The organism is Methylocystis sp. H4A (assembly GCF_015709545.1).
Taxonomy (GTDB): domain Bacteria; phylum Pseudomonadota; class Alphaproteobacteria; order Rhizobiales; family Beijerinckiaceae; genus Methylocystis; species Methylocystis silviterrae.
The window spans coordinates 238,215-251,436 of sequence record NZ_JADNQY010000026.1 but is presented as its reverse complement, the minus strand read 5'-3'; the positions used below and the strand labels follow the sequence as shown (position 1 = coordinate 251,436).

General features: G+C 57.3%; 7 protein-coding genes and 2 pseudogenes. 6 read left to right on the top strand and 3 right to left on the bottom strand.

Translation table 11 applies throughout. The annotated features are described in order from the left end of the window. The first annotated feature begins 436 nt into the window (after positions 1-436). The 3 genes and pseudogenes from IYW40_RS14360 (at position 437) to IYW40_RS22275 (ending at position 5,606) form a co-directional block, all read left to right on the top strand. Positions 437-997, top strand: a complete 561-nt coding sequence (locus IYW40_RS14360) for a cytochrome b (protein ID WP_196401006.1) — start codon at positions 437-439, stop codon at positions 995-997. Positions 998-2,270: 1,273 nt separating this feature from the next. Next, positions 2,271-4,841 (top strand): annotated as a pseudogene (locus IYW40_RS14355) (cation-translocating P-type ATPase); the annotation flags it as partial. A gap of 96 nt (positions 4,842-4,937) precedes the next feature. After that, entirely contained in the window at positions 4,938-5,606 is a 669-nt protein-coding gene (locus IYW40_RS22275) for an OmpA family protein (RefSeq protein WP_348644284.1), read from the top strand. 1,189 nt (positions 5,607-6,795) lie between these two features. Here IYW40_RS22275 and IYW40_RS14350 read toward each other — a convergent pair. Together IYW40_RS14350 and IYW40_RS14345 are read right to left on the bottom strand one after the other, a co-directional pair. Then, positions 6,796-7,746, bottom strand: coding sequence for a DUF5681 domain-containing protein (locus IYW40_RS14350; protein WP_196401004.1), 951 nt, complete (start codon positions 7,744-7,746; stop codon positions 6,796-6,798). 61 nt (positions 7,747-7,807) lie between these two features. Next, positions 7,808-9,199 carry a DNA methyltransferase gene (locus IYW40_RS14345; RefSeq protein WP_196401003.1) on the bottom strand — a complete coding sequence of 464 codons (1,392 nt, stop codon included), beginning with the start codon at positions 9,197-9,199 and terminating at the stop codon, positions 7,808-7,810. Positions 9,200-9,672: 473 nt separating this feature from the next. Here IYW40_RS14345 and IYW40_RS14340 point away from each other — a divergent pair, with 473 nt between their 5' ends. After that, complete coding sequence (locus tag IYW40_RS14340) at positions 9,673-9,849, top strand: hypothetical protein (RefSeq protein ID WP_196401002.1); 177 nt, start codon at positions 9,673-9,675, stop codon at positions 9,847-9,849. A gap of 569 nt (positions 9,850-10,418) precedes the next feature. Here IYW40_RS14340 and IYW40_RS14335 read toward each other — a convergent pair. Continuing rightward, the gene (locus tag IYW40_RS14335; protein WP_196401001.1) at positions 10,419-10,697 is read right to left on the bottom strand and encodes a hypothetical protein; all 279 of its coding nucleotides are present in this window, start codon (positions 10,695-10,697) and stop codon (positions 10,419-10,421) included. A 198-nt stretch (positions 10,698-10,895) separates the two neighbouring features. On the opposite strand from IYW40_RS14335, the gene IYW40_RS14330 reads away from it, so the two are divergent. After that, entirely contained in the window at positions 10,896-12,740 is a 1,845-nt protein-coding gene (locus IYW40_RS14330) for a glycosyltransferase family 4 protein (protein WP_348644281.1), read from the top strand. Next, positions 12,728-12,969, top strand: a pseudogene (locus IYW40_RS14325) (transposase); the annotation flags it as partial. The gene IYW40_RS14330 and the pseudogene IYW40_RS14325, both read left to right, overlap by 13 nt. Positions 12,970-13,222 lie beyond the last annotated feature (253 nt).

Here is a 13,222-nt window from a genome sequence, read left to right as displayed (position 1 = left end):
TCTGCGTCCCAAGAGGATCAACTAGGCCCAAATGTTAAGTTGTCGAGGAGATTCCTCGATCACAGCTAGCTCCGAGGCGTTTGGGAGGCCTCGGTGTAAATCAGATTTCAATTGTGACCCCTTTCGAAAACTTTCGCGACAGTAAAATGAGCGCCTTGAGCATGTGACCTTACGCCGTATTACGGCCGGGGATTTTGTCGCAAATTGATTTCGACTATATGGCCGTCATGTTGATCGTCGTGGGCTTGTTGTGCCTAGTAGGGCCGGCTGCCTCATTGCGCGCGCCAACTGCGGCGTGGGAAGCGACCAATGTGGATTCATGACGTTCCTCCGATACAATTTGCCGCATCGCTTCTCGGCGTTCGACTGAAATTCGCCGAAGTGAACAATTATGTCGTTTTGATAAAGGTCCGCGGAAAATACAGTGAGGCCCTCAATGCAATGGCGCAATTCTCTGCGAGGCTACGGTGCAGCCGTCCAAATCGTTCATTGGTTTTCCGTGCTTCTTGTTGGCGTCGCATGGGTGCTCGGGACCGTGGGCGAAAGCCTGCCACGTGGGAGAGCCCGCGATCTCGGGGAATTAGTCCATGTTTCTGCGGGAGAGCTGATCGCCATCCTTTTGATCTTTCGTGTCGGCTGGCGTCTAATCAACGCGCCGCCGTCTCCAGAACCGACGCCGCTGGGGAGATTGGGCGATTTGGCCGCCAAAATCGTCCACCTTGCGCTTTACGTGCTGCTTGCGGCGGTTGTCGCCATTGGCGTCGCGACGCAATTTGCGGATGGCGACGCGCTTTCCGTGCTTGGCGTTTTCGATATCGCATCGCCGTGGACGAAGAACAAACCGTTTGCACACGACATGAAGGAAATTCATGAAACTCTAGCGAACGGACTTATCATCCTCGCCACGCTCCATGCTGGAGCGGCGTTCGTCCACCACTTCGTTTTTCGCGATCGCACTCTGAGACGTATGCTGCCAGGGGCTTCGAAGCCTCGCTAATCCTGCGCTCGCTGCTCTAAAGTGACGCTGTGATAGCTTCGGCTTCATTGCGGCCTGTCTGCGACCCGAGCGCGAATGCACTGCGGGCAATCCACCCGCTGAACAGGGCGTTTCAAGGGGAATTCCATCCAGGAAGTTGCTTAGCCCTTCGGGATTTTCGTTTACTTGATGCTGCTATAGAAATGAAGGAGACCCAAGTAGCGGAAGCACCCGGGCTATGATCGCTCCCAAACAGACTAGCACGACGAGGAGCTTGAGTAGCTGTGCTAGCCGCGCATCGGGACAGAATTTATCGATCACCCAAAACAAGATCGCCCCAAGGACGACGATAATAAGGATTCCAATTATGAGCGTGAGCACCGCAGTCTCCCATTAAATTTACGGCAATGTCCAAAACTCATTGCACTTTCGTCGATATTTGGTGACGCGCGCTTCGGTCAGCCCTCGGCTCTCGCCTAATGAAGAGCTTTCCTCAAACCTGTTTCAAAATTTCGCATTTGCGTTGAGTTTTGGCAACAGGAATTCGTGAGGCACCGATGCGCCTCGGCAAAAGGGCTCAACTCGAAAGATCGGACGCGCTCACCACTTCGTTCCGTTCGACTTAGCAGAATGGATATGCCAAACGCTTGATCTGTCCGGCGCGAGTGCGCTGGTCATTTAATTGCGTTCAACGCGCGGATCGCCTTGCGAAAAGCGCCGCTTATTATAACGAGGCGTGACGCATCGGAGACGTGGTCCCTCATCCAATCCTTGGCAGGCCACATTGTCGGTTCGCACGAATCTAGATCGCGGAAGCGACACCTGCTCGACGTGGATACACGTCGAGGCATTGACGCATCACATCGTCACACGGTCCCGTAGGAAACCGTGATGCCCCGTTCAGCCAACAGATCTTCCACGTCGCGGAAGCTCAGGGCACAGCTGAGTTTGGTCATCAAGGCGGATACGAGCGGGACATCAGCAGCGGTATGCGCCTAATGTGACAATGCCCCAGAGACTCGCCCCGACCAAGGTGATTTCTCGAGACGCCCTGGATAATGCGAAAAATGCCCATGATCAGGCGCAGGCGCAGTTTGGACTGGACGAGGCCACGATCGACCCTGCAGTAAGTCTCTCGGTCACGCCGATCGCGCGAACAGCGTCCGCGACTTGTCGTTATGAGGTCGACACATCCGCCTGTCGCAACTTGGCGACGATTCTCGGGCTTGTGACGCCTTCTCAGCATTGCGATCATCGTCCCGTCACAGTCGGCTAACGCATGCCGAGTTTGAAAATGCGGGTTAGCGCGCTCGGGAGGGTTTTAGTGCCAGATGCATCCTCAGCCCTCCACTCGGCTCCCGGCCTCAGTGAAGCAGACGCGCAGGCCAGGCTGAAGAGCGAGGGCTACAACGAGCTACCGCGGCCGGAACGGCGCACGCCGCTGCGAATCGTTCTCGAGGTCCTGCGCGAGCCGATGCTCGCGCTGCTCATCGGCGGCGGCCTGATCTACTTGCTGCTGGGGGATTTGAAGGAAGCATTAATTCTCCTCGTCTTCGCAACAATGTCGGTCGTCATCACGGCGGTGCAAGAGACCCGCACCGAGCGCGTCCTGGAAGCGCTGCGCGACCTTACGAGTCCGCGCGCGCTGGTTATTCGTGACGGCGTACGTAAGAGAATCGCTGGGCGCGAAGTCGTGCGTGGCGATGTCGTCGTGCTCAGCGAAGGCGACCGGGTTCCCGCCGACGCGGCGCTCAGCGAATGCCAGGACCTCCAGATCGACGAATCGCTGCTGACGGGAGAGTCGGCGCCCGTTCGCAAGATCTCCCGCGCCGATGCGCCTCTCGGAAGCCGCCGGCCGGGGGGCGACGACCTGCCATATGTGTTTTCCGGCTCTCTGGTGGTGCGCGGAGCCGGAATCGGCGAGGTGATCGCGACCGGCGCACAGAGCGAAATCGGCAAAATTGGCCAATCGCTCAGCACAGTCGAAACGGAGCTGCCGCGTCTGCTGGCGCAGACACGGCGTCTTGTGGGGGTGTTTGCTCTCGCAGGAGGCGCCGTGAGCGTTTTGGCGGTGTTGCTCTACGGCGTGTTGCGCGGAGGATGGCTCGATGCGGTGCTTGCGGGCATCGCGCTCGGCATGTCGATGCTGCCCGAAGAGTTTCCCGTCGTGCTCACCGTATTCATGGCGATGGGAGCATGGCGGATTTCGCGGGCGCGCGTATTGACCCGTCGCGCCGCGGCCATCGAATCTCTGGGTTCGGCGACGGTCTTGTGCACTGATAAGACCGGCACCCTGACCGAGAACCAGATGTCGATTGCCGAACTACGCCTCAAGGGCGGCGAGGCATTACGAGCCGGCCAGATATCCCGCTCAATGCCTGCGAGCTTCGATCATCTGGTCCAGTTCGGAATTCTCGCCAGCGCGCCTGATCCATTCGATCCGATGGAAAAAGCGTTTCACGATTTCGGCCGGAACCATTTGCCCAAGACCGGAACTCTGCTTGGTCCAGATTGGAAACTATTGCAGACATACGGTCTTCGTTCCGATCTCCTTGCGATGTCACAGGTCTGGCAAAGCGACGCCACGCCGGAATTCGTTGTCGCGGCCAAAGGCGCGCCGGAAGCCATCGCTATGCTCTGCCGATTGAACGAGACGGAGTTTGCTGCAGTGAAGCAGTCCGTTGAAGGCATGGCTGCCGAGGGACAGCGCGTTCTGGGAGTGGCCAGCGCATCCTTCGCGCAGAAAGCATTGCCGGACTCGCAGCGAGACTTCACGTTCGAATTTTTGGGGCTCGTCGGACTCGCCGACCCGTTACGCTCGGCCGTTCCAGCCGCCGTGAGCGAGTGTCGGTCGGCAGGCATCAGGGTGGTCATGATCACGGGCGACTACCCAGCGACGGCGAAGGCAATCGCTCGCCAGGCGGGTCTAAATACCGACGAAGTCGTGACAGGACAGACACTCGAAAGCGAGAGCGAGGCGCAGCTAACGCGGCGCATGCGGACAGCGAACATATTTGCGCGAATCCTGCCTGATCAGAAGCTCCGAATTGTGAATGCGCTCAAAGCAAATGGCGAGATCGTCGCCATGACGGGAGACGGTGTGAATGATGCGCCCTCTCTCAAGGCCGCGCACATTGGCATTGCCATGGGCGGACGCGGAACGGACGTGGCGCGGGAGGCCTCCTCAATCGTGCTTCTCGATGACGATTTCGGTTCGATCGTCAAGGCGATCCGGCTTGGCCGCAGAATCTACGACAATCTGCGCAAGGCGACGGGTTTCATCTTCGCGGTGCATGTGCCCATCGCGGGACTGGCGATATTGCCGCTGTTGTTTGGCCTGCCGCTGCTATTTGGGCCGATGCACATCGCATTTCTGGAAATGGTAATCGACCCGGTCTGTTCGCTCGTCTTCGAAGCCGAGATCGAAGAAGACGATGTGATGCATCGCCCGCCACGTCCTACTGACGAGCCCCTATTCTCGGCTCCCGTGATCGCGTGGGGCCTTCTACAAGGAGCGTTCGCATTCGCGCTTGTTGCAGTCATTTTCCTCGTTGGGCTGAAGCGGGGCATGCCAGAGACGGAAGTGCGCGCGTTAACTTTTTTCTCGTTGGTCCTCTCGATCGTCAGCCTAATTTTTGTCAACCGCACCTTCAGCGCATCGCTGCTGACAGCGCTCCGTCGACCAAACACGGCGCTTGCGTGGGTGCTCCTTGCCGTCGGGGCGATGCTGAGTCTGACGCTTCTTTCGCCCCCCATTAGCGATCTCTTCCGCTTCGGGCCCCTACACCTGGACGACCTGGCGGTCACGCTCGGCGCCGGCGTGATCGTGTTGGTGCTGCTTGAAGCGCTCAAATACGTTTGGCGCGGCGCAGGACTTAACGGAGTTCGTTGGGTCCGTCGGATATTCGTACAAAGTCGCGTGAACGCGAGGGCCTGTGTCGGATGGACGGCAGCCGCGGCGATGGCGATTTCACTTGGATGGCTTCTTATCGCTTATGCGCCAAAGCTCATCACGCCGCGAGAGACTGGGTCGGTTCGAGTAGAGAGGATTGAACCCCCGCCCGCGCAACAAGGCGCTCCCACTCCGTACAAGGAAACGAAATCCGCCGTGGAGGAAGTCCAGCCAAGAGGCCGGGAACAAGAGACCAGCACGAGAACGGCGGCTGGCGGGCCTCCTAAATTTTTAAGCAGGAAGTTGCCCAGCGGTCTCATATTGAATGTTCCGAGCTCCGGCATGGAGGCCAATCTGCTCGCGTTTCTCGAGCGTGAAGCGAAGATAGAAGGAGTGACCTGGTTCGACTTCGACCGCCTCCAATTCGAGACGGGCAAAGCAAAACCGCAAGCCGCCTTTCAGGAGCAGTTGAGAAACATCGCTGACATTCTGGCGGCCTATCCGAGCGTTATAGCCACGATTGGCGGCTATACGGACAGCGTCGGCGCCCGGAGCGCAAATAAGAGATTGTCAAAAGCGCGCGCAGACTCGGTGATGCGCGAGTTGACGAGAATGGGTGTGGACGCTTCACGCCTCAACACGAAAGGTTATGGTGAAAGCCATCCGGTCGCAACCAATGACACTGAGGAGGGACGGACAAAAAATCGACGAATCTCGCTAGGCGTAACTCGAATGTAGCGAATGCTAAGAAAAATGGCTTCAGCAAGTTTGAGGGCTATGGTGCAAATTCAAACGAGCGGTCGCAAAAGCCGCGTTTGGGCGTTCGACGGGGGTCAAGCCGCAATGACCGTGTTCCAAATCTCTGGCGCGGTTTTGCCGTCGCTCGAAGCTTCTTGTGGCTCAACGGCGGCCGCTGGACCGTGATGATCTTCCCGAACCCTCGAACCGGTAGAAGACGCGAACCTTCCCGGAAGGATGTGTCATGCAGTAGTTGGCCACTTCTGGGAAGACACGGGCCATTTCGAGCTTCGTCGTCATAGAAAGCTTCATCAGGACCGCACATGCGATGACGGAGTTGATCATTTGTCCTCTCTGCGCATCCGAGCGCACGCTCGGCCTCCTTGGTCGAGCGGCGGAAGGAAGCCATGACGATGACGTTCATGAACCCTATAAGCCCAAGGCTCTGTGAGAAATCCGGGCTAAGTCAAGTCCAATCGACGAACCACTCAATTTTCTGGGAGCGATCTCCAATCGTTCGTTGATGCGGAAGCTCATGATCCGAGACGCAGCCGGACGGGCTCGGCCCAACTCCTCGTCTTAGCTGCTCTTGCGTTCCCCGCACAGCGGGGGCGAGCTGACCAAGCCCCGGGGTGGGGCGGGAGCCAGTTTAGCGCGCTTCACATTTCCGCCTTGAACGGCGCCGAGGCAGGCGCCATTGTCATTAACGTGACGGCGCAAAATCGAGCAGCCGGGCATTGCGCCCGCGGAGGGAGCTGGCGTCCTCCCCGTCACAATTCTCAACATTTATGGTTCAGGCATACGACCTTGCAGGAGTGCGGGTGGTGCAGACGGGTCGCAGCGCATGTCTAGCCGCAATGCGCTCTGGCGCGCGCACTTCTATGATTTTTTGATCTAGGGTGATCAATTTGGCGCCATCGTTATCGCTGCGCTCCCAGTTTTTCCGCTCGCCTATCGACGCGCTGAACGAGCGCGGCTTTCGATGTCTAGGGAGCATGCTTGTCGATTTCGCAGCGCATAGGACGCGATCTCGCGATGCTCGTCCCGCATGATTGCTCAGCGGCAGGTCAGAAGGCGGAGTGTGCGAACATCCATAGGACGCCGACTGCAGCCAATGCACGCCATTTGCACGTCTTTGAGAGCATGCGGCGAACTCTAAAGGAAAGGTCTGCGGTGAGATCGAGGTCTCTCAGTTTTCATTAGCATTGGCGTCCTTGAACCCTTCGACGATCGCACGAGCGATTTCGAGCCTGGGGAATATTTTGCCATGCGGGACATGAAGGCCGGCGGCGCTCCATGCTGCGCGGGTCGATTTTAGGAGTGTGCGCTTCGGGATGTTCTGAAAATACATAAGCCTCGTTATAAAGTCGGCGTCGCTCAGTTGGAGCCGCTTTGGCAGCGTCCCGTTTAGGAGCGCCACGAATAGTGTCGCAGCCTCGGCGCATCGGAGTCCTGCCTCTGTATTTCCTGGCAAAGCGCAGCGCTCGTTGACGGCGCTCTGCATGATGAACGCGTCCATCAGTTTGATGCGTTCTTCCATATCCGTGAGTTCCGTCTCACATATGGGTCCTTTGAAGAGAGGCGGCTTCCCATATCGGATGATGATGTCGTCTGGGTGTGGAAGATGCAGCGGTGGCGCCTCGCCTTTTGATTCAGCTTCCCTGATTTCTTCCCGACATTGCTGCTGATAGGCCTCCCAAAGTTCATTCTCAGCCTTGATCTCGATCGCCTTCTCTCGTTCGATCCGCTCATGCAGAAGGAGCCAGGTTCTCTGCGCGTGAGGGTTGCCTTTTAGGGCCGCATTCTGCAACGCGCGAATAAGAGCCTGTTTCGCTGGAATGACAGAGACGCTATCGCCCTCGCGGATCGTGACGCCGCGCTCGCCCTCTTTCAGGATCAATTCCTGTATGGGATGCGGCTCAATCCGTGGATGAAACGGAGAGCTTGAGGTTTTCTTCGGCCTTCCTTTTGGATTGCCTGATAGCCCTTTTTGGAAACGCGTTGATTTTGGCGGGGTTGAAATCGGCTCGCCAAATGTAATCGCGCTCTTCAAACGATCCACCATTTGGTCGGAAAACAAGCGTTCCGACTGCTCAGAGGGATCTTCTGTCCAAGATTTGTCCGCGCGACGCTTTGTCATAAGTCATGATTCTCGGGCAAGGAGCGGTTTATCATTTGGGGACGTCGGGACGTGATTGGGCTCAGTCGACGAGCGCTCCACGTTCCCGGCCCTGTCGATCTCGCCTCGTTCGAGACGTCATGCGCGCCTTTCCTGCCGATCGAGCGGTCGGCAATCGTTCGGCTGCAATGTCTTCGAAGCGTCGGGCCGTTTCCGCGTGAACGGCGGACTTGCCCGTCAGTCGCTCCCAGCGGGAGACGATGACGTCGCAATAGAGAGGGTCATATTCGATAAGCTTTGCCCGTCGTCCGCAGGTCTCCGCTGCAATCAGGGTCGAGCCGGAGCCCCCAAAGATGTCCAGGACGGTCTCCCCGCGCCGAGAGCAATCCTTGATGGCGTCGGTCACGAGCGCCACGGGCTTGACGCTCGGATGCATCGACAATGCCTCGGAACGACCTGATCCAAGACTGCTCACGCCAGGGTAGTCCCACACATTCGTGCGATAGCGTCCCGTTTCGCCGAGCCCAAAGTTGTTTGTGTGGGGAGCGGTCCCGACTTTGTAGACGAAGATCAATTCGTGTTTGGAGCGGTAGAAGCTGCCCATACCGCCATTGGTTTTGTTCCAGATGCAGAGGTTCTTGAATTCGGTGAAGGCGGCTTCGCCTGCTTCCGTCATTTCACGGATGTGCCGCCAGTCCATGCAGGCGAAGGCGATCGCCCCGTCCTTGCATACTGAAGCGGCGTTGGAGAGGGTTATGGTCAGGAACTCGGTGAAAGCCTCGCGAGACATCTCGCCCGAGGCCATGGCGAATTCCCGGTGGCTGTGGCGTCCGAGCCCGGTGACATTGCCGTCGATCTCGACGTTGTAGGGTGGATCCGTGAAGATCAGATCGGCTTTCTCTGCGCCAAGCAGACAGGAGTAATCACGCTTCTCCCTCGCGTCGCCGCACAGCAGCCGGTGTTTTCCCAGGATCCAGAGATCGCCCAAGCGTGTTACAGCCGCGTCGGGTAAATCTGGGATGACGTCGAGCCCATCCGGCGTCTCGACCGAAGCCTCCCGCGCCTGATCGAAGGTGAGATCGATCTCCGCCAAAGAGAAGCCGGTGAACGAGAGGTCGAACTCCGAGTCGATCAGCGCCTGAAACTCGATCGCCAGCATGTCGATGTCCCAGCCGGCGTTAAGGGCGAGCTTATTGTCCGCAATGACATAGGCGCGCACTTCCTCCGGCGTGAGATGCGACAATTTCAGCGTTGGGACCGTTTCGAGACCCAACTCCTTCGCCGCCATAACCCTGCCATGGCCGGCGATAATGCCGCCGTCGTCCCTGATCAGGACCGGATTAGTGAAGCCGAAGCGGCGAATGCTCTCGGCAATTTGACGGATCTGTTTCTTTGAATGACGCCGCGCGTTGTTTGCATAAGGCTTGAGAGAGGTCACGGGTCGCAATTCGATGGCGGGGGGAGTGGCGGTCATGGTCTGCCTCAACAGCAATTTCGGTGGGACCGGCTTGCGCGCTTAGCGCAACGAGCGTCGATCGAATTACGAAGAGGCTTTCACAGACAGATTCCATTCGTCAATATTCGGAATGGGGATAAGCTTATGGAAAGCTCCTTTAAACAGCCATTCAAAGGTATTTAACGTATAGATTTACACACCAAAGGCTATTTCTGTAGCAACAAAATTCGCGGCGGGGAGGGGCCTCTTCAAAGGCTCTTCAAAGCCCCTTTAAGGGCCGTTTAACAACCAGCGCGTTTCGGAAGGCCCTTTTTACCTGTCCGAATGCTTGCAAAATACTGGCGTTGCTGTGAGCGCAATGCACCCCTCGATCCGGTTAGGGCACCCTTGCACAACAGGCGCCTCGCTCAAGAGGTCGGTAGAGGGCCATTTCAGACCCGGGGAGGGTCCAAGAACCCGAATCATTCCGTTCGATTCGCATACGCAAGGCGTTGTCGCAGGCCGACAACACCCTCCCGCCTTACGGCGCCGCCATTCCAGATAGCGACTCGCATATCCCGCCTATCGGCACGCTCATCCCGCTCAACGGCAATCGCAATTCAGATAACGGCAATCGAATCCCGGCTAACGACAATCCGATCCCGGGTAACGACAAGAAATTCACCTGATAAAAGGCCCGCGTCCCGTGTTCCTGGTTACATGCCTCCCTTTTTTGCAGCAGGGAATCGGCGTCAGGACACTGAAATCACGTGGGTTTCGTCGCAGACGATGCGGGTGAAGCCTGAATTTTTTGAAAACCTCCCTGATTTTCCGGTAGTCAGGGAGGGGAGTGACGCGAGACCGGTTCGCAGGAGACTGCGTCTTCAGCCATGCATTCCCGGAAGTTCAGATCGGACGCGGGCTTTGGGAAAAGGGCCGGGATTCCGGGGCGTTTGCGCGAGGATTGGCGTCTCAGAGACTTTCTGGAGTCGGAAATCCCGGTCTCAATGGCGTGATTCCAGGCACAGTCTCAGTCGGCGATTTTCCGATGTCCGGGATTTTTCGACGGAGCCACCTGAGACTGGTTCGCTTTGCGCGCAGACTGGTTCGCTTCGACGCGGTTCGGCCGACGAACCCGGATATTTATTCACTATGTCATCGGTCCCGGATCGAGACGCAACGGAGGCACGAGACGGTGCTCGTCGGTCGCAATCGGACAGGATCGTGATTGGGGATTTTAGCCGAGGCCGAGCAGTCGCTATTGATCCGCCCAAGCATGGGGCAGAGCCAGTGTCAGGCTGGAGACTGTCACGCCCGAGGGAGCAGCGCCGTCGGCGATCGCCTGAATGACTTTCGGCGACAGAAAAGTAAGGACGGCCAAACGCCGAACATAGCGTTCCGCGAGACCTTCGCTAAAGGCGATGTCGTTTAATGATGCGGCCTTGCCCGACAGGATCGTCTCCATCCATCCGCGTGAACGCGCTATCGCCTTCAGCAGCGCCTCCCGCGCAAAGGTGCCGAGATAGAGATGAACCACAAGGGACGCCGTCCCGGTGTCGGCCAGACCGTCTGACTCACTGCGCCTCGAGCGCGCAAAATTGATTAGAGTCGCCGATATCGCGGAACTCATCGTGGCCAGCGGTCAAATGCCCGCACACAAAGGCCGGACATATGACTGCACCGTCTCGCGGAGTTCGGTTCTCACAAAGCGCCTTGCCAATCGGTCCTTCCACATATGAGTCAGAGCCAAATTGTGGATTCTTGGAATATGAAAAAATCACGTCTCCTGATCGTCACCGACGACGCCAATGTTGGTGGCACCTACCGTGTGTCGGAGCAGCTTGTAGCGGGACTGACCAGATTTTTCGATGTGCAGTTCGCTTGCGCATTCAACTCGAAGAACGCGGCATCGCGCATCGCTATCGCAACCGCTGGCGTTCGGATGCATGATTACCAAGTCTCTGAAGGAAATTTGGAGAGGTCGACATTTGCATTTTCTGAAGCGGAAGAGCTTCTCGAAAATGCTGATCCGGAAATATTGCTTTTGGTCGAAGCTGCGGAGATCTGGTCGCTCCTGGCTCTTAAAGAGGCGGCCAAGCGCCGGGCGATCCCTTACGTGACCGCAATCAATCTCTTGTCCGCCGATTGTTTGGAGCGCTTTACGCAGTTGCGCGAGCAGGCGATCGAAGCGATGCAACGGGCTCATGCGATCATCTTCGTTTCGAATGCGAGCAAGCTCAGGTTTGAAGCGTTGCTTCCTCAGATAGGCAGCCACCGATATGCGATTGCCAATAGTTGCCCAGACCAGTTTTTTCTCGGGGCTGGAGACGAAGTTAGACGGGCCGTGCGGAAAGAGCTGGCGGTCGGAGACCACGAACTCGTCTTTTTGATGGCCGCACGGGTCGAACCGCGCAAGGGGCAAATTCTATGTCTTGAGGCTCTCGAGCGAATTCGAAAGAGTGGCGGCATTTCCGGGATCCGTCTTCTTCTGGCCGGAGGCGGTGCGACAGGTCATGTTTGCGATCTTCGAAAGGCTATCGAGACAAAGGCGTTGTCCGACCATGTTATTTTTCTGGGACCTCGCGACGATATCCCAAAATTGCTAGAAGCCAGCGACGTCTTTGTTTTGACCTCCCACGCCGAGGGCATGCCGTTGTCAATCATTGAGGCCATGGCGAAAGGCTGTCCGGTGATCGCGACGAATGTCGATGGCATCCCCGAGCAGATCGACCAGTCGTCGGGAATTTTGGTTCCATCGCCTTCTTGGTCAGAAGCAGCTTGCGTCGCCGCTATCGCGGACGCGATGACGTTCATGCAGCGAAATTTGGAAGCCCGTTTCGGCATGGGAAAATGCGCCAAGGAGCGTGCTATGCGCTTGTTTGGCGAGGATCGTATGATACGCGAATATGCGGACGTTCTTTTTACAGCGGCGCCGTCCGGACAAGACTTGGAACGCGAGCGCAATGGCTCTTGGTTCAGACGCTTCTCAGGACCGGAAAAGACCTCCGCAATCTCGTCGATCTCCGATCTGCTGAGTGATTTTAGACAAACCCTGACCTCGATGGTGAATGGGAAGCCCGGTCGTCTCGCGGGCGCGGAACAATATGCGCGGTGGGAGTTGAAGAAGGGATCCGTCATCGACTTTTCCGACCCAGTTCAATGTTGGAGCCATGCCCGGAGCGGATGGCATCAAACCGAGCCGGACGGAGTCTGGAGCGACGGCACGGTTTCCGTGATCCAATTAAAAATGCGACGAAGAACGAAAAATTTGAGGATAATGTTTGATTTGACGCCGTTTGTTCCGCCAGGACACCGTCAAAAGACGGATGTCGTAATCAACGGCCGAGAAGTCGCCTCCTGGGATTTCGATGTCCACGCCCGCGAGCTCCGCACGGTAGATGTTTCGATGAGGGGTGAGGGGAGGCTAGCCGAGATCCAGCTAATTCACCGAGCGCCGACGGCGCCGCAAGCAGTCGGCTTCGGAGATGACTCTAGAGAAATAGCTGTCTTTCTTCATGAGATCAGACTCGAATTGGACACGCACTGGATTAGCCGTCTTCTGGGCAGATTCCTACGCTGAGCAAGGGTGACATGTCGTCCTCGACAACCTCGGTAGCCACAAGGGCAAACCCGTACGCGACGCCATTCGGGCTGCCGGAGCCAAGCTCTTCTTCCTGCCGCCCTACAGCCCGGACTTAAATCCCATCGAGCCGGTTTTCGCAAAACTCAAACACTTGATGCGAAAAGCCGCTGAACGCTCCGTCGACGCCACATGGAGACGCGCCGGCGTCCGGATGGACAACCTATAGAAACCTCACAGCTAGAGCGTTTTGCAATTATGTTGACTCGGAAGAGAAAGGCGAAGCTCGCTTCGGCGGAACAAGGTCGCACGGCTCGCATCATCATTGGCTGCGCCCGCTGGTCAGCAGGTTGATATTGCACTAACATTTCAACTTGGCCGTCCCTGGGAAAGACCGATCGATGATAACTATCAAAAGATTACGACGGACAAGGCTGCAATGACGCAGCTGGGGCGGAAAGCGAATTTCGGACTTAAGGCCG

Coding starts and splice junctions, on each gene's coding strand:
- IYW40_RS14360 (WP_196401006.1), top strand. CDS start 437: ATGCAATGGCGCAATTCTCTGCGAGGCTACGGTGCAGCCGTCCAAATC.
- IYW40_RS22275 (WP_348644284.1), top strand. CDS start 4,938: ATGGCGATTTCACTTGGATGGCTTCTTATCGCTTATGCGCCAAAGCTC.
- IYW40_RS14350 (WP_196401004.1), bottom strand. CDS start 7,746: ATGACAAAGCGTCGCGCGGACAAATCTTGGACAGAAGATCCCTCTGAG.
- IYW40_RS14345 (WP_196401003.1), bottom strand. CDS start 9,199: ATGACCGCCACTCCCCCCGCCATCGAATTGCGACCCGTGACCTCTCTC.
- IYW40_RS14330 (WP_348644281.1), top strand. CDS start 10,896: ATGAGTCAGAGCCAAATTGTGGATTCTTGGAATATGAAAAAATCACGT.